Origin of the sequence: Rothia sp. HMSC067H10, assembly GCF_001810635.1 — a bacterium.
In the GTDB taxonomy this organism is placed as follows: Bacteria; Actinomycetota; Actinomycetes; order Actinomycetales; family Micrococcaceae; genus Rothia; species Rothia dentocariosa.
This window is the reverse complement of the sequence record NZ_KV802312.1, coordinates 80,429-96,433: the sequence shown is the minus strand read 5'-3', so window position 1 is coordinate 96,433 and position 16,005 is coordinate 80,429. Positions and strand designations below refer to the sequence as shown.

The following is a 16,005-nucleotide window of genomic DNA, read 5'->3' as shown; positions in this document are numbered from 1 at the left end:
GGCGTTATAGATGCTCGATGATTGTCAAGGATGCACACCCCAAAATGGGCAGATGCTACTTAGGAATCGGTACGGGGATAATGCCGAAGCGTGCCAGTTCAGAGGCTCCCCCATCTTCTGCGGTTAGAACCCACAGGCCATCTCGATGCACGGCAACCGAGTGCTCCCATTGGCAGGCATCCGATCCATCGGTTGTAATGACTGTCCAGTCATCCTCAAGTACGGTGGTATCGGTATTCCCCGTTACAAGCATGGGTTCGATTGCAAATGCCATGCCAGGTTTAATTTTTGGGCCGAGATCACGGGCGGCGTAGTTCAGCACGTCGGGCGCCATATGCATGTGGGTACCGATGCCGTGGCCTACATAGTCTTCGATGATACCGTATGTATTCCCGGTTTCGCTGCGCACGAATTCTTCGATTGCAATCCCAACCTCGCCGATTTTCTTTGCGTGTGCCAGTGCTGCGATACCGTGCCAGAGGGCTTCCCGGGTTATATCGGATAGGTCTCGGCGGGCCTGTGAAGTATTTCCAACCAATACAGTTCGTGCAGAATCGCCGTGCCACTGCTTCTTAGTAGCCGGGTCAATAATATAGGCGCCTCCATCAATGGAGATAATATCGCCGTCTTGAAGGATATAGTCACCGGGTATGCCATGTACCACCTCATGATTCACAGAGGTGCAGATACTTGCAGGGTAGTCATAATAACCATAAAAGTTCGAGATTCCGCCTTGTTCTTCTAGACTGCGCTCGAAAACTTTATTGAGCTCTGCGGTACTCACTCCGGGCTTTGCAGCCGCAACTGCCTCATCCAACGCACGGCTGGTTATAATGCCTGCGCGCGACATGTGGTGTAATTCGGTATTAGTTTTGACCTCTACACGTGCCATAGGGTTCCTTCTCGTTCTGAGTCCTAAGAGCATTGCCGTATCACCATTACTGCGGCAGTGCGTTCATGCAGCTGCGCCCCCGCACGATGACGGAGGCGCAGCTTATACTGTATATCCCTAAGATAGGGCTTTAAGAATACGTTCGGTCACGTCGGCAATCTCACCTAGACCATCAACCTCTTTGACGATACCGCGTTCACGATACTTCGCGATCAGCGGTGCGGTCTCTTCTTCGTACACCTTCAAGCGATGGCGAATGACCTCTTCATTATCGTCGGTGCGCCCCTGCTCGGCAGCTCGGTTGAGCAGTCGGGCAACAAGCTCATCATTATCTGCAACGAGCAAAAGTACACGATCAATCTGCTGGTTTTTATCCGCAAGGATAGCATCAAGCTCGTGAACCTGAGCGATGTTGCGGGGGTATCCATCGAGAAGGAAACCGTGTGCCGCATCGGCTTCGTCAAGGCGAGCACGCACCATATTGTTCGTAACAGAATCGGGCACGAGGTTGCCGGAGTCAATATACGACTTCGCTTCCTTACCGAGCTCGGTCTCTTCCTTAATGTTCTTCCGGAAAATATCGCCGGTCGAAATCGCGGGAATCTTCAGCTCCTCAGCGATCTTGACGGCCTGAGTGCCTTTACCGGCACCGGGAGGACCTATGATCAGAAGACGGTTCATCGAAGCAATCCTTCATAGTTTCGTTGTTGAAGCTGGGCGCTGACCTGCTTGAGAGTATCAAGACCAACACCCACCACGATCAGCAGCGATGCACCGCCGAACGGGAAGTTCTGGTTTGCGTTGAAGAGAACCAACGCAACAAGCGGAATCATGGAAACCACAGCGAGGTAAAGCGAACCCGGAAGTGTAATGCGGGTTAGCACATAGCTGAGGTAACGTTCAGTGGGCTTACCCGCGCGAACACCCGGAATAAAGCCGCCATATTTCTTCATATTGTCTGCAACCTCGACCGGATCGAAAGTCACCGCAACATAGAAATACGTGAATCCAAGAATCAGCAGGAAGTACAGAGCGATGTACAGCGGATGATCGCCCCTCGTAAGGTAAGTATTTACCCAGTTCACCCATTCGGGGGGTGCTGCACCACCCTGTGGGGTATTGAACTGCGCGATAATACCAGGCAAAGTCAGCAGTGAGGAGGCGAAAATGATGGGAATAACGCCTGCCATATTGACTTTGAGCGGAATATAGGTACTGGTGCCGCCAATAGTACGGCGACCAATCATGCGTTTAGCGTATTGCACAGGAACGCGGCGTACAGACTGCTCCACGTAGACCACCGCAAGCATCACGGCAAGGCCCACAAGGCATACGGACCAGAAGACGAACGGACCCTGCTGTTCCAGGATGGAGCCCAGAGCATTCGGGAACGAGGAAGCAATTGAGGTGAAAATAAGCAAAGACATGCCATTGCCTACGCCGCGCTCAGTAATCTGCTCGCCCATCCACATGATGACGCCGGTACCGGCACACAGAGTAATGATAATAACCAGGATGTGCAGCACATCGTCTTGCGGGATAATACCGGGGCAGTTCCCCAGAAGCACGCCAGAGCGTGCCATAGACACAATCGTGGTCGCGTTGAGAAGCGCAAGAGCGATAGTGAGATAACGGGTGTATTGAGTGAGTTTGGCCTGTCCCTGAGCCCCTTCATCGTGTAGCTCTTGGAAACGAGGAATGACCACGCGCAACAGCTGAATAATAATGCTTGCCGTAATGTAGGGCATCACGCCCAGCGCGAAGATAGAAAGCTGTAGGAGTGCACCACCGCTGAACAGGTTGATGATGTCGTAGGCGCCACCGTGAGTTTGGTTGGCGTTAAGACACTGCTGAACCGTGCCGTAGGAAATACCGGGAGCGGGAATGAAGGTGCCCATACGGTACAGCACAATCATGCCTAGGGTAAACAGCAGCTTACGTCGCAGGTCGGCGGTCTTAATGACTCGCCCGAACGCGCTAAGCACATGTCCTCCTGAAGATCTTGGGGTATGTATTCGCTAACACAGATGTTAGGAACACGCTAAACACATACCTTCCAGTCTAGCCTGTTCACCGGTGTTGTCGATAACCACGGCGCGAGATATGTGTATTTTGTATTCTGTGAGCGTTATTTAAGATGAATTTTCTAGAATTTCTGAGACGTTAAATACATCATAAAAGCTTTAATGCAGACTCTTGCTGCTCAAAGAAGATGGCCCCCGCCTCATGTGCGGGAGCCATCTAGTGAGTCTGAAGACTACTTAACGGTTACAGAACCGCCTGCCGCCTCAATCTTAGAGATTGCGGATGCAGAAGCCTTATCAACCACAACGTTCACCTTGACGGTGATGTCGCCGTCGCCCAGAACCTTCACAAGCTCGTTCTTACGAACGGCGCCCTTAGCGACTAGGGCCTCGACGGTGACCTCGCCACCTTCGGGGAACAGTTCCTGAATGCGCTTCAGGTTAACAACCTGGTACTCGGTACGGAACGGGTTCTTGAATCCGCGCAGCTTCGGCAGGCGCATGTGCAACGGAAGCTGACCGCCCTCGAAGCCGGGACGAACCTGGTAACGAGCCTTGGTACCTTTGGTACCGCGACCTGCGGTCTTACCCTTGGAGCCTTCACCGCGGCCTACGCGGGTCTTTGCCTTGTGGGCACCCGGTGCCGGGCGCAGATCGTGAATCTTGATAGCGTCTGCCATCTTACTTGACCTCCTCAACCTTCACCAGGTGAGCAACGGTGTTAACCATGCCAACGGTGACGGGGTCGGCAGTGCGCACTACCTTGTTGCCCGGGCGCTTCAGACCGAGGGAACGTAGGGTGTCGCGCATATTCTGCTTCTGACCAACATAGGATTTAACCTGGGTAATTTCCAGCTTTGCGTCGCTGGGCTGAATACGCTTAGCCATTACGCACCTGCCTTATCGGACTTGGTGTTGCGCAGGTAGCTGGGGATAACCTCATCGTTGGGCAGACCACGACGGGCTGCAACTGCCAGAGGCTCTTCCAGTTGCTTGAGTGCTGCAACGGTTGCGTGAACAATGTTGATCTGGTTCGAGGAACCGAGAGACTTCGACAGCACATCATGGATACCTGCTGCTTCGAGCACTGCACGCACCGGACCACCAGCGATCACACCGGTACCAGCGGTTGCCGGGCGGAGCATCACAACGCCTGCTGCTTCCTCACCCTGTACGCGGTGGGGAATAGTGCGGTTCTCGATGCGGGGCACACGGAAGAAGTTCTTCTTAGCTTCCTCAACACCCTTGGCAATAGCTGCTGGAACTTCCTTAGCCTTGCCGTAGCCAACGCCGACCATGCCATTACCGTCACCAACAACGACCAGAGCGGTGAAGCTGAAGCGACGACCGCCCTTGACGACCTTGGACACACGGTTGATGGTTACCACGCGCTCGATGTACTTATCTTTTTCCTCCTCGCGTGCGCGGTTCTTACGATCACCGCGACCGCGACGCTCGCCGCGGTTGTTGCGGCGCTCTTCGCGCTGCTTGGAAGTCTCAGCGGTTTCAGCTGCTACTGCTTCGCTCACCTGAGTTTCCTTTACGTTCTGTTCGCTCATTAGAGTGCCAGACCTCCTTCACGTGCGCCATCAGCAACTGCTGCAACACGACCGTGGTATTTATTGCCGCCGCGGTCAAACACGACAGTTTCAATACCGGCTGCCTTAGCGCGCTCTGCTACAAGCTCACCAACGCGCTTTGCTTTAGCGGTCTTGTCCAGATCGGTTGCGGCACGAAGCTCTGCTTCCATAGTGGAGGCGGATGCCAGGGTCACGCCCTTGACATCGTCGATAACCTGAACGAACATGTGACGGCTCGAACGGGTGACGCACAGGCGCGGACGCGCAGCGGTACCCGAAACATACTTGCGGATGCGAGCGTGACGGCGTGCACGCTGCGATGCCTTCGACTTGATAGCCATGTTTACTTACCAGCCTTTCCGACCTTGCGGCGGATGTGCTCACCTGCGTAGCGAACACCCTTGCCCTTATAGGGATCGGGCTTACGCAGACCACGAATGTTTGCTGCAACCTGACCGACGAGCTGCTTATCGATACCCGAAATGGTCAGCTTGTTAGCGCCTTCCACGGCGAAGGAAACACCTTCGGGTGCAGAAACGCTAATCGGGTGGGAGTAACCTAGAGCGAATTCCAGGTCGTTACCCTTCGCGGTCACACGGTAACCGGTACCAACAATTTCCAGCTTCTTCTCATAGCCGTTGGTCACACCGATAATCATGTTCTGAATCAGGGTACGAGTCAGACCATGCAGCGAGCGAGAAACACGCTCGTCGTTCGGGCGCGATACCGCGATTTCATTGTCGTTTAGAGCAACAGTAATGGGGGAAGCCACCTGGTGGCTTAGCTCACCCTTGGAACCTTTAACGGTCACCAGGTTGCCATCGACCTTTACCTCAACGCCGGCTGGAACCGAGATGGGGAGACGTCCAATACGTGACATTCTTCTCTTCCTTTCTCTTCTAACCGACTACCAGATGTAGGCGAGAACTTCGCCGCCCACACCCTTCTTCGCAGCCTGCTTATCAGTGAGCAGACCCGAGGAGGTGGACAGAATAGCGGTACCGAGACCACCCAGAACCCGAGGCAGGTTCGTGGACTTTGCGTAGGTACGCAGGCCCGGCTTGGAAATACGACGCACGCCAGCGATAGAACGCTCGCGGGACGGACCGTACTTAAGAACGAGGGTCAGGGTCTTGCCAACCTTTGCTTCCTCTTCCTTAACATCGGCAATGTAGCCCTCAGCCTTCAGGATCTCGGCGATGCGAGCCTTGAGCTTCGAGTAGGGCATAGATACGGTGTCGTGGTATGCGGAGTTTGCGTTGCGCAAACGGGTCAGCATATCTGCGACCGGATCAGTCATAGTCATTTTGGGCTGTAGCCCTTCCTCGTTGCGGTTTCCCTAATCTGCGGTAACAGACTCTGGACCTGCAACGTAGTCGTTAGTTGGTCTTGAACGGGAAGCCCAGTGCCTTAAGCATGGCACGGCCTTCATCGTCGGTCTTGGCGCTGGTCACCACAGTGATATCCATACCACGCACGCGGTCGATCGAATCCTGATCGATTTCGTGGAACATGGACTGCTCGGTGAGGCCGAAGGTGTAGTTGCCGTTACCGTCGAACTGGCGATCGGAAAGACCGCGGAAATCGCGGATACGGGGCAGAGCCAGGGTAACCAGGCGGTCCAGGAACTCCCACATGCGGTCGCCACGCAGGGTAACGTGTGCGCCGATTGGCATGCCTTCACGCAGTTTGAACTGTGCGATGGATTTCTTGGCACGGGTTACAACCGGCTTCTGACCGGTAATAGCGGTGAGATCGCGGATAGCGCCGTCCATGAGCTTTGCATCGCGAGCTGCCTCGCCAACACCCATATTTACAACGACCTTAACGAACTTCGGGGTCTGCATGACGTTCTGGTATTTGAACTCTTCCTGCAGCGCGGGGACGACAACCTCAGCGTACTTGGTCTTAAAGCGGGGGGTAATCTTGGTCTCGCTCATTAGATATCCTTCCCCGAACGCTTAGCAACGCGCACGCGAACGGTACGCTGCTTGCCATTACGCTCTACAGTCTCTTCGCGGAAACCAACACGGGTCGGCTTCTCGGTCTCAGGATCAACGATTGCCACGTTCGAAACGTGAATCGGTGCCTCCACCTTCTGAATACCGCCTGCTGCGCCGGTTACGGGGTTTGCCTTGGTGTGCTTGGTGACGACCTTAACGCCCTCAACAATCACGCGGTTTTCCCTGGGGATAACCTTCAGAACTTTACCCTGCTTACCCTTGTCTGCACCGGAAATAACCTGAACCAGGTCGCCGGACTTGATCTTAGCCATAAGTTAGAGCACCTCCGGAGCCAGCGAAACAATCTTCATGAACTTCTTATCGCGAAGTTCACGACCAACGGGACCAAAGATACGGGTACCACGGGGATCACCATCAGTGTTCTTCAGAATAACTGCTGAGTTCTCGTCGAACTTGATGTAGGATCCGTCTGCGCGACGGGTTGCCTTCTTGGTACGGACGACGACTGCTTTCACAACGTCACCCTTTTTAACAGTGCCGCCAGGAATTGCATCCTTGACGGTTGCGACGATAATATCGCCGATGCCTGCGTAGCGACGCGAGGAACCACCAAGCACACGGATGGTCAGGATTTCCTTCGCACCAGTGTTATCGGCGACCTTCAGTCGCGACTCCTGCTGAATCATATTTCTCCTGTCGTCTCGCCGGTTCCGACTCGCCTTCAGGCGCGAGCCAGCCTTGCGGAACATTTTTACGGGATTGATTGACGCCCCGGGCCCACAGCATCATAAGGATGCGCGGGTTAGCGGAAACGCCTGGGGTAACCCATGCCAGGAACATTTGGACCCGCGTAAGCGGGCGTATCCACCCGTTATAGCGGCATTATGCACTGGCACGAGAAACCCGTGGTTATGAGACTATATCTGGGTATAGCCACACAGTCTTAAAACTTTACCGGAATTTTCCTGATATTTCAAAGGATTTATCGTGAGGCATAGCGCATCATATCGGGCTTCAATGCATACATTCTCAGGTTATTAGAAGACAGTGCGGGGGTATCCACTGAATGGCACCACCTTGCGGTCACCCTAACCGTCGCATCGGGAGTATCATTGTCAGACTCTTCAGGTTCCCCTTAGGTAAGTTCCTACCAGCACCATAACGCAACATAATCCATAAAACACCCGCAGCTCTGTACTTCCTGAATGAAACTGGCTCGTGACGCTTAAGACTCGTGTACCTGCATATTAGACACATTACGGATATAAAGGTAGATAACTTCATGAATTAACAAGATTTTTTCTCTTTTACTCGCGAACATGATGCAAAATCTAACAGTTTGCATCATAATGGTTAAGACGCTTGCGTCATTTTACAGGTTCGGCTCTTATCAGACAGATTTCTTGGGTCCCATATTCCTTGCTAGTCCGTCTGCAGGAGCCGAACCGCTTTTAACTGTCAAATAACGCCGCCACCGTCGAAGGTCGCGGCGTTATTCTCTACTATTTAGGCAAATAGCAGCGGCACTCACTCAAGATCATGGCTCTCTTATGCTCACGTTCACCTGAGCAATGGATATACTTCGAATACTCCAAATAACAGTAACAAGGCGGTGCTTACCCCACGAACATGGGGGGGGTAAGCACCGCCTCGGTAACCGCGTACTCGCTTGTGTCGCCTCTTATTTATTTGACAGCGAATCGGTGGATGAAAGCCGCCATCGCAGCACGCTGAATAGGCTCGTTCGGACGAAAAGTGCCGTCACCCCAGCCAGTCGTGATGTGCTGGTCCTTAAACCAGGAAATCTCGCGGTAGAACGGATTATTGCGATCGACGTCCTTGAACTGAGGAGTCTGCGGTGCTTCATAGTTTGTCACCTTCGCATAACGGAAGAAGAAAGCCGCCATTGCTCCACGATCTACCGATATGCCGGGACGATAAGTTCCATCCTCATACCCAGTTGTAATGCCCTGCTGGGACATCCACACAATCTCTTTGTAGAAAGGATGTGACGAATCGACATCTTTAAAAGGTGAAATCTCAGGAAGTGCTACCTCGGGAGAACCCGCTAGACGGTAAAAATACGCCGCCATAGCCCCACGATCTACCGTCTGCTGGGGACGATAGGTACCATCAGCCCACCCAAAAGAAAGCCGCTGATGCGCCAACCACTGAATATCGGCGTAAAAGGGAGAACCTTCAGGAACATCCGAGAAAACGGGGGTATCAGTCTTGGTTTGCACGGGAACTGTGCTGGTGCCCCTAGGATATACAGCACCTGCTGTTGAAGTCGTGGCGACAACCTGCTGAGTCTGCGCAGGATCGCACTGAGGAATATTTGGAACAGCAGTAAACGTCGGAGTAATCTTGACAAGAGAATTTACCGTGATCGGAGTATCTGCGCCGTTCTCACCCTTGGGTTCAGCACTTGCCGCCTCTTTAAATTTACCGGTGGTGGGATCCAGCGTGTACCCCGTCGTCACGTTATCAGCAAACTTGTCTCTGACAACCGCGTAGACTTCGCCTTCGGGGGTTACGAGAACGTCGTTAGCTCCGCCTTCTGCACCCGTGCTCACCTCATGCGTGATGGAGCCGGTACGGCCATCAATAACGCCGATCTTTCCGGTAGCAAAATCGGTAGCATAAACCACGTCATGCTCTTCGTCGGCAGTAATCGCCAGCGTCTGTTTCCCGAAATTAATGCTCTTCTTGTACTCGCCCGTCTTCAAATCGTAAACCGTGATACCAGAGTTCCCCTTAGAAACTTTCGTCTCGCGGTCCATATCGCCCTGGGACGAAACATAGATTTCACCCAGAGACTTATCAATCGTTACATCGGAGGGACGCAGCTGCGCGTCTGCCACTTCTTTATGCAGCTCAATGGTCTGCTCAACAGCGAGAGTTTCGGTATTGATAGCTTTCAGCGTTCCTGAGTTCAGCGAAGGTACGTAGAGGCGACCACCTTCGGAATCCAGCTCCATATTCATGCCCGTATCAGCAGAGCCATCGGAACTAGTAAAGTTAATCTTCTGAATAACCTGGTGGCTCTTCAAGTCGAACACAGTAACGCCGCCAGAACCAGAAACGAATGCTTTCCCTGACTTCGCATCAACCTTAACCTCACGAGGACGCGATACAGACCCGTTTTCCGGATTCTGCGCATCGTAGCTGGTCCACAGTTCCTTCTTGGTGTACAGATCGTACACGGTTACCGAGTTGGTACGAGTCTGGGTTACCCAGATAGTACCGTGTGCATCATCAATAGCAATACCGTCAGGAGAAGCAAGTTGCTTACTTGTCGCTTCGGTCTGCCCGCTGGGTACAAAATCTACGGTTCCCGGCAGCATCACTTCATCGAGGGTTGGGATTTCGCCGTAGGTTGTCCACACTCCAATGCCGCCGGTGTAAACGGGCGGACGTCCATTTGAGAATGTTGTATAAAGGTTCCGGGTGTAGTTGGAATATGCCAGCTGATATTCGCCCGGAAGCCCCTGGTATCGATCAGCGGTGATCGCAATATTACGACAACCAGAACTGTTGTCGTGGGGAGCGGGCTGTTGCTCGTTAGCGAACGATGCAGGCATCGCGCTTAACGATGCCATCACAAGCGATACAGCTCCAGCAGATGCTAGCGCTCTCTGCGTGGGTCGAGATATGCCGTGATTAGATGAAGGAGTCATGTCTGTGTTCCTCAGTATGCAGTGTGTCGGGGGCATAACGCCCTAGAAGCTCACTAATCAGCGAAACCACGTCAAATATAGGTTTTACTTAGTAAGCGTACCTTCGATAGTAAGCAATACTAGAGCGGATTTTCAACCATATTCAAAAAGTAAAGTTTTCATAAAGTACTGGAATATATTTCGTTTCATCATCTGCACATCTTTCATATAAGAGACGTATAGAACATAGAGGTAGGGCCTCTCCCCCATGGAATTATGGGGGAAGAGGCCCTACCTCGTATAGTGCTCAAGCAGAGTCCTAGGCACTTACTTAGCTTTCTCTAGGATCTCCACGACACGCCAACGCTTGGTAGCGGACAGCGGACGGGTCTCTGCCAACAGAACATAGTCACCAACGCCGCAGACATTCTGCTCGTCGTGTGCCTTGATCTTGGAGCTACGGCGCATAACCTTGCCGTATAGAGCGTGCTTCACGCGATCCTCGACCTCGACGACAACGGTCTTGTCCATCTTGTCGGAGACAACGTAGCCGCGGCGGGACTTACGGTAGCCGCGCTCTTCGTTCTTTACTTCACTCACTTGGACTCACCTTCGGTTGCGGGACGAATACCGAGCTCGCGCTCACGCAGCACGGTGTAGATACGTGCGATATCACGCTTGATGGTGCGGCGGCGACCAGCGTTAGCCTGACCGGTGACTTCCTGGAAACGGATGTTGAAGAGTTCCTTCTTCGATTCGCTCAGCTTTGCAGCCAGCTCTTCGTTGGAGAGCTCTGCGAGCTTATCGATGCTCAGATCCTTGGATCCAACTGCCATCTCGCTTATTCACCACCTTCGCGACGCACAACACGTGCCTTCATCGGGAGTTTGTGGATTGCCAGGCGCAGCGCCTCGCGAGCCACCTCTTCGGATACACCGGCGATCTCAAACATGACTCGACCGGGCTTAACATTAGCGACCCACCACTCGGGTGAACCCTTACCGGAACCCATACGAGTTTCGGCAGGCTTCTTGGTCAACGGACGGTCCGGGTAAATGTTAATCCAGACCTTACCGCCACGCTTGATGTGACGGGTCATTGCAATACGTGCAGCCTCAATCTGACGGTTGGTCACATATGCGGGCGAAAGAGCCTGAATGCCCCATTCACCGAAGCTAACCTCGGTGCCGCCTTTTGCGAGACCATGACGCTTGGGGTGGTGCTGCTTACGGAACTTTACTCGACGGGGAATAAGCATTTATGCCTCACCGTTCTCTGCAGTCTTGGCTTCGGTGTTTGCCGAAGCATTCTCGTTGCGGCGTTCACGACGGGGACCACGGCCACCGGAGCGGCGGCGATCACCATCACGGCGGTTGCCGCGACGGTTGTTGGCTGCCTGCTGAGCTGCCAGTTCCTTGTCGGTCAAGTCGCCCTTGTAGATCCAGACCTTCACACCAATACGACCGAAGGTAGTCTTGGCTTCGAAGAAACCGTAATCGATGTTCGCACGCAGGGTGTGCAGGGGCACACGACCTTCACGGTAGAACTCGGAACGGGACATTTCAGCGCCGCCCAAGCGACCGGAGCACTGGATACGAATACCCTTTGCGCCTGCACGCTGTGCGGACTGGATTGCCTTCTTCATAGCACGGCGGAATGCAACACGCGCTGCAAGCTGTTCTGCAATGCTCTGAGCAACCAGCTGAGCTGACAGATCGGGGTTAGAAACCTCAAGAATGTTCAGCTGAATCTGCTTGCCGGTCAGTTTCTCAAGCTCGCCACGGATGCGGTCTGCTTCAGCGCCACGACGGCCGATGACGATACCGGGACGAGCGGTGTGGATATCCACACGCACACGGTCACGGGTACGCTCAATCTCAACCTTTGCAACGCCCGCACGATCCAGGTTCTTTGCCAAAAGCTCGCGGATCTTCACATCTTCGCGAACGAAGTCTGCGTAACGCTCGCCGGGCTTGTTGGAATCAGCGAACCACTTGGAGACGTGCTCGGTGGTAATGCCCAGTCGGAAACCGTTCGGGTGAATTTTCTGACCCATTTAGCGGTCCTCCTCCTTCTCCGGGGTAGCAACTACCACGGTGATGTGGCTGGTGCGCTTATTGATACGGTATGCACGACCCTGCGCGCGGGGCTGAATGCGCTTCATGGTCGGACCTTCATTCACGAATGCTTCGCTGACGAACAGCTCTTCCTCGCGGAACGGCAGACCTTCCTGGGTCGCCTTCTGGCGAGCGTTTGCTACTGCCGAAGCAACGATTTTATATACCGGTTCTGAAGCACCCTGGGGTGCGAATTTCAGAATCGCCAGAGCCTCTTCCGCTTGCTTACCACGGATCAGGTTGACGACACGGCGGGCCTTCATAGGCGTAACGCGAACAAAACGCGCCGATGCCTTGGCTTCCATTGCCTATCTCTCTTTCGTCTTATGCCGAAAAGGAAACGTTAACTGATCGGATTATCCGATTAGCGACGCTTGCCCTTACGGTCGTCCTTCACATGGCTGCGGAAAGTGCGGGTGGGTGCAAACTCGCCGAGCTTGTGCCCAACCATCGACTCGGTAATGAATACCGGTACGTGCTTGCGTCCGTCGTACACTGCGATGGTGTGCCCGAGCATATCGGGAATAATCATCGAGCGACGGGACCAAGTCTTAATAACATTCTTGGTGCCCTTCTCGTTCTGAGCCGCTACCTTCAGGTAAAGGTGCTGATCAACGAAAGGGCCCTTCTTCAAACTACGAGGCATGTGTCAGGCTCCTTAGCGCTTCTTGCCAGTACGACGGCGACGAACGATGAGCTTGTCGCTTTCCTTATTGGGACGACGAGTACGACCCTCGGGCTTACCGTTGGGGTTAACCGGGTGACGACCACCGGAGGTCTTACCCTCACCACCACCATGCGGATGGTCAACCGGGTTCATAACCACACCACGAACGGTCGGGCGGATGCCCTTCCAACGGTTGCGGCCAGCCTTACCCCAGTTGATGTTGGACTGCTCTGCGTTGCCAACTTCGCCCACGGTTGCACGGCAGCGAACATCCACGTTACGGATTTCGCCGGAGGGCAGACGGAGCTGACCGTACTTGCCTTCCTTAGCAACCAGCTGAACCGAAGCACCAGCGGAACGTGCCAGCTTTGCACCGCCGCCGGGACGGAGCTCAACGCAGTGGAGCACGGTACCTACGGGGATGTTGCGCAGGGGCAGGTTGTTGCCGGGCTTGATGTCGGCTGAAGGGCCAGACTCGACGATGTCGCCCTGAGAGAGCCTGTTCGGAGCGATAATGTAGCGCTTAGAACCATCGAAGTAGTGCAGAAGTGCGATGCGTGCGGTACGGTTTGGATCGTACTCGATGTGCGCAACGCGTGCATTCACACCGTCTTTATCGTGACGGCGGAAGTCGATCAGACGGTACTGACGCTTGTGTCCGCCACCCTTATGACGAGTGGTGATACGACCGGTGTTGTTACGGCCGCCGGTCTTGTGAAGCGGACGAAGCAGGGACTTTTCCGGGGTGGAGCGGGTGATTTCAACGAAATCAGCAACGCTCGAACCGCGGCGACCCGGGGTCGTCGGCTTATACTTACGAATACCCATGTGAGATATTTCTTTCCTTCGTTAAAGTGGTCTCCGCGAGCCTTATGCCTGCGGACCGCCGAAGATGTCGATACGGCCTTCCTTGAGGGTCACGACGGCACGCTTGGTGTCCTTACGAGAGCCCCAACCGAAACGGGTGCGCTTCCGCTTGCCCTTACGGTTCATAGTATTGATGGAAGCAACCTTGACGTCCCAGATTGTTTCGATAGCCTGCTTGATTTCAAGCTTGTTTGAGTCCGGAGCGACCTCGAAAGTGTATTTGTCTTCGTCGATCTGTCCATAGCTCTTTTCAGAAACAACAGGAGCGATAATTACGTCGTACACAGACTTGGTGGAAACGCTCATTACTTAGCGCCCTCCTTCTTCTGATTAGCAGCTACAAACGCGTCGTATGCCGCCTTGGTAAAGACTACATCATCCGAAACCAGCACATCGTAGGTGTTGAGCTGATCTGCGTAGAGCACGTGAACTTTCTGCAGGTTACGTGCGGACAGTGCCAGCACATCCTCTGCACGATCGATAACGAACAGAACATTCTTGCGATCGGTAAGCTCTGCGAATGCAGCCTTAGCAGCCTTAGTCGAGGGAGTCTCACCAGAGATGAAGTTCTCCACCACGTGGATGCGGTCGTGACGAGCACGGTCAGAGAGAGCGCCACGCAGTGCTGCGGCGATCATCTTCTTGGGGGTGCGCTGTGCGTAGTTACGCGGGGTCGGACCGTGCACCACGCCACCACCGGTCATATGCGGAGCGCGGATGGAGCCCTGACGTGCATTACCGGTACCCTTCTGCTTGAAGGGCTTGCGACCTGCACCGGAAACTTCACCACGGTTCTTGGTCTTGTGGGTACCCTGACGTGCGGCAGCAAGCTGTGCAACGACAACCTGGTGCAGCAGGGGTACGGATGCCTGCGCGTCGAAAATCTCTGCGGGCAGATCTACCTTAAGGGTTTTGACAGCCATGATGTACTAGGCTCCCTTCACAGCGGTACGAACCAGAACAACGCCGCCCTTAGGACCGGGGATTGCACCCTTGATCAGCAGGACATTGTTCTCTGCGTCCACACCCTGGATAGTCAGGTTCAAAGTGGTGTGACGAGCTGCGCCCATACGGCCAGCCATGCGCATACCCTTGAACACGCGTGCGGGATAGGATGCACCACCAATGGAACCGGGCTTACGGTGGTTCTTGTGCTGACCGTGCGATGCGCCAACACCCTTGAAGCCGTGACGCTTCATAACACCTGCGAAACCCTTACCCTTGGTCTTGCCAACGACGTCTACCTTCTGACCGGGCTCGAACATCTCAACGGTCAATTCCTGACCGAGGGAATACTCAGCAGCGTCTGCGGTGCGCAGTTCGACGAGGTGACGACGGGGAGTAACACCGGCCTTCTCGAAGTGACCAGCCAGAGGCTTGGTAACCTTGCGAGAATCGATGGAACCGAAACCAATCTGCACAGCGTGGTAGCCGTCAGTTTCCTGGTTACGGATCTGAGTAATAACGTTAGAATCGGCCTTGACGACGGTCACCGGCACAACTTTGCCGCCCTCGTCCCAGACCTGAGTCATGCCAAGTTTAGTACCCAGCAGACCCTTCACCTGGCGCTCGAATTTGTTAGTCATGAGATGCGATCCTCTACAGCTTGATCTCGATGTTCACGTCTGCCGGCAGGTCAAGACGCATGAGGGCATCAACAGCCTTAGGGGTCGGATCAACAACGTCGATCAGACGCTTGTGCGTACGCATCTCGAAGTGCTCGCGGCTGTCCTTGTACTTATGGGGAGAACGAATAACGCAGTATACGTTCTTCTCGGTCGGCAACGGCACGGGGCCAACTACAGTTGCGCCTGCACCCTTTACCGTTTCGACGATTTTCCGTGCCGAAGAATCAATGACCTCGTGATCATAGGACTTCAGACGGATGCGGATTTTCTGTCCCGCCATCTGTCGGACTCTCTTTCTTGATGTATTCCCTGTATCGGAGCTTGTGCCCCTTATCATGGCGCTTAAGGAACGCGATATATTCATCACGTGCGCCGCCCACCACGGACTGAATCCGGTGAAACCGGGTTCCTCACCCCGCATGGGCACCGACCCCCGAACTCGGGCGTGTCGCCTACCGTAAGACAGACTCGTCCCTTCATTCCTCGGACCGGGTCATATGTGGGCTTATCTAGAACAGATAAACGCTTTTACAACGTCGTCCATTCTCTCAAAACTCGCCATCTCACGCAAGCAGATTCAAAGGTTGTTGTTAAAAACACAATTACT

Annotated in this window: 24 protein-coding genes; all 24 read right to left on the bottom strand. The window is 54.1% G+C overall.

The window, feature by feature from the left end; genetic code table 11:
- Positions 1-55 precede the first annotated feature (55 nt).
- The 24 genes from map to rpsJ all read right to left on the bottom strand — a co-directional run bounded on the left by map (position 56) and on the right by rpsJ (position 15,678).
- Complete coding sequence (map, locus tag HMPREF2756_RS05665; protein WP_070619177.1) at positions 56-892, bottom strand: type I methionyl aminopeptidase; 837 nt, start codon at positions 890-892, stop codon at positions 56-58.
- A 117-nt stretch (positions 893-1,009) separates the two neighbouring features.
- A complete protein-coding gene (locus HMPREF2756_RS05660; protein WP_048754761.1) occupies positions 1,010-1,573 on the bottom strand; it encodes an adenylate kinase in 564 nt (187 codons plus the stop codon).
- Positions 1,570-2,877, bottom strand: coding sequence for a preprotein translocase subunit SecY (gene secY / locus HMPREF2756_RS05655; protein WP_013397608.1), 1,308 nt, complete (start codon positions 2,875-2,877; stop codon positions 1,570-1,572). Before secY ends, HMPREF2756_RS05660 begins: the two co-directional genes overlap by 4 nt.
- Positions 2,878-3,149: 272 nt before the next feature.
- Positions 3,150-3,596 carry a 50S ribosomal protein L15 gene (gene rplO, locus HMPREF2756_RS05650; protein WP_013397609.1) on the bottom strand — a complete coding sequence of 149 codons (447 nt, stop codon included), beginning with the start codon at positions 3,594-3,596 and terminating at the stop codon, positions 3,150-3,152.
- A 1-nt stretch (position 3,597) separates the two neighbouring features.
- Entirely contained in the window at positions 3,598-3,804 is a 207-nt protein-coding gene (gene rpmD, locus HMPREF2756_RS05645; protein ID WP_004005265.1) for a 50S ribosomal protein L30, read from the bottom strand.
- Positions 3,804-4,445, bottom strand: coding sequence for a 30S ribosomal protein S5 (rpsE, locus tag HMPREF2756_RS05640; protein ID WP_172461391.1), 642 nt, complete (start codon positions 4,443-4,445; stop codon positions 3,804-3,806). Before rpsE ends, rpmD begins: the two co-directional genes overlap by 1 nt.
- A 29-nt stretch (positions 4,446-4,474) precedes the next feature.
- Positions 4,475-4,837: a 50S ribosomal protein L18 gene (gene rplR, locus HMPREF2756_RS05635; RefSeq protein WP_004005271.1), complete on the bottom strand. Its 363-nt coding sequence runs from the start codon at positions 4,835-4,837 to the stop codon at positions 4,475-4,477.
- 2 nt (positions 4,838-4,839) lie between these two features.
- Positions 4,840-5,376 carry a 50S ribosomal protein L6 gene (rplF, locus tag HMPREF2756_RS05630; protein WP_004005272.1) on the bottom strand — a complete coding sequence of 179 codons (537 nt, stop codon included), beginning with the start codon at positions 5,374-5,376 and terminating at the stop codon, positions 4,840-4,842.
- Between the two features lie 27 nt (positions 5,377-5,403).
- Positions 5,404-5,802 (bottom strand): 30S ribosomal protein S8, encoded by a 399-nt coding sequence (gene rpsH, locus HMPREF2756_RS05625; protein WP_004005273.1) that lies wholly within the window; start codon positions 5,800-5,802, stop codon positions 5,404-5,406.
- A 73-nt stretch (positions 5,803-5,875) separates the two neighbouring features.
- Positions 5,876-6,436: a 50S ribosomal protein L5 gene (gene rplE, locus HMPREF2756_RS05620; RefSeq protein ID WP_004005274.1), complete on the bottom strand. Its 561-nt coding sequence runs from the start codon at positions 6,434-6,436 to the stop codon at positions 5,876-5,878.
- The gene (rplX, locus tag HMPREF2756_RS05615; RefSeq protein WP_048754762.1) at positions 6,436-6,771 is read right to left on the bottom strand and encodes a 50S ribosomal protein L24; all 336 of its coding nucleotides are present in this window, start codon (positions 6,769-6,771) and stop codon (positions 6,436-6,438) included. Before rplX ends, rplE begins: the two co-directional genes overlap by 1 nt.
- A gap of 3 nt (positions 6,772-6,774) precedes the next feature.
- Positions 6,775-7,146 (bottom strand): 50S ribosomal protein L14, encoded by a 372-nt coding sequence (rplN, locus tag HMPREF2756_RS05610; RefSeq protein WP_004005276.1) that lies wholly within the window; start codon positions 7,144-7,146, stop codon positions 6,775-6,777.
- A gap of 999 nt (positions 7,147-8,145) precedes the next feature.
- Positions 8,146-10,140, bottom strand: a complete 1,995-nt coding sequence (locus tag HMPREF2756_RS05605; RefSeq protein WP_070619174.1) for an S-layer homology domain-containing protein — start codon at positions 10,138-10,140, stop codon at positions 8,146-8,148.
- A 306-nt stretch (positions 10,141-10,446) separates the two neighbouring features.
- Positions 10,447-10,719, bottom strand: coding sequence for a 30S ribosomal protein S17 (gene rpsQ, locus HMPREF2756_RS05600; RefSeq protein ID WP_004005278.1), 273 nt, complete (start codon positions 10,717-10,719; stop codon positions 10,447-10,449).
- A complete protein-coding gene (gene rpmC, locus HMPREF2756_RS05595) occupies positions 10,716-10,955 on the bottom strand; it encodes a 50S ribosomal protein L29 (RefSeq protein ID WP_013397613.1) in 240 nt (79 codons plus the stop codon). Before rpmC ends, rpsQ begins: the two co-directional genes overlap by 4 nt.
- Positions 10,956-10,960: 5 nt before the next feature.
- Complete coding sequence (rplP, locus tag HMPREF2756_RS05590) at positions 10,961-11,377, bottom strand: 50S ribosomal protein L16 (protein ID WP_004005279.1); 417 nt, start codon at positions 11,375-11,377, stop codon at positions 10,961-10,963.
- Positions 11,378-12,175, bottom strand: a complete 798-nt coding sequence (gene rpsC, locus HMPREF2756_RS05585) for a 30S ribosomal protein S3 (protein WP_004005280.1) — start codon at positions 12,173-12,175, stop codon at positions 11,378-11,380.
- Entirely contained in the window at positions 12,176-12,541 is a 366-nt protein-coding gene (gene rplV, locus HMPREF2756_RS05580; RefSeq protein WP_048779667.1) for a 50S ribosomal protein L22, read from the bottom strand. It lies immediately after the preceding gene.
- Positions 12,542-12,600: 59 nt separating this feature from the next.
- Complete coding sequence (gene rpsS, locus HMPREF2756_RS05575) at positions 12,601-12,882, bottom strand: 30S ribosomal protein S19 (protein WP_004005282.1); 282 nt, start codon at positions 12,880-12,882, stop codon at positions 12,601-12,603.
- Between the two features lie 12 nt (positions 12,883-12,894).
- Positions 12,895-13,731, bottom strand: a complete 837-nt coding sequence (gene rplB, locus HMPREF2756_RS05570; RefSeq protein WP_004005283.1) for a 50S ribosomal protein L2 — start codon at positions 13,729-13,731, stop codon at positions 12,895-12,897.
- 42 nt (positions 13,732-13,773) lie between these two features.
- The gene (rplW, locus tag HMPREF2756_RS05565; protein ID WP_070619171.1) at positions 13,774-14,076 is read right to left on the bottom strand and encodes a 50S ribosomal protein L23; all 303 of its coding nucleotides are present in this window, start codon (positions 14,074-14,076) and stop codon (positions 13,774-13,776) included.
- A complete protein-coding gene (gene rplD, locus HMPREF2756_RS05560) occupies positions 14,076-14,693 on the bottom strand; it encodes a 50S ribosomal protein L4 (RefSeq protein ID WP_004005285.1) in 618 nt (205 codons plus the stop codon). The genes rplW and rplD overlap by 1 nt, the downstream gene beginning before the upstream one ends.
- Positions 14,694-14,699: 6 nt before the next feature.
- On the bottom strand, positions 14,700-15,356 hold the full coding sequence (rplC, locus tag HMPREF2756_RS05555) for a 50S ribosomal protein L3 (RefSeq protein ID WP_070619169.1): 657 nt from the start codon (positions 15,354-15,356) through the stop codon (positions 14,700-14,702).
- Positions 15,357-15,369: 13 nt separating this feature from the next.
- On the bottom strand, positions 15,370-15,678 hold the full coding sequence (rpsJ, locus tag HMPREF2756_RS05550) for a 30S ribosomal protein S10 (protein WP_004005287.1): 309 nt from the start codon (positions 15,676-15,678) through the stop codon (positions 15,370-15,372).
- Positions 15,679-16,005 lie beyond the last annotated feature (327 nt).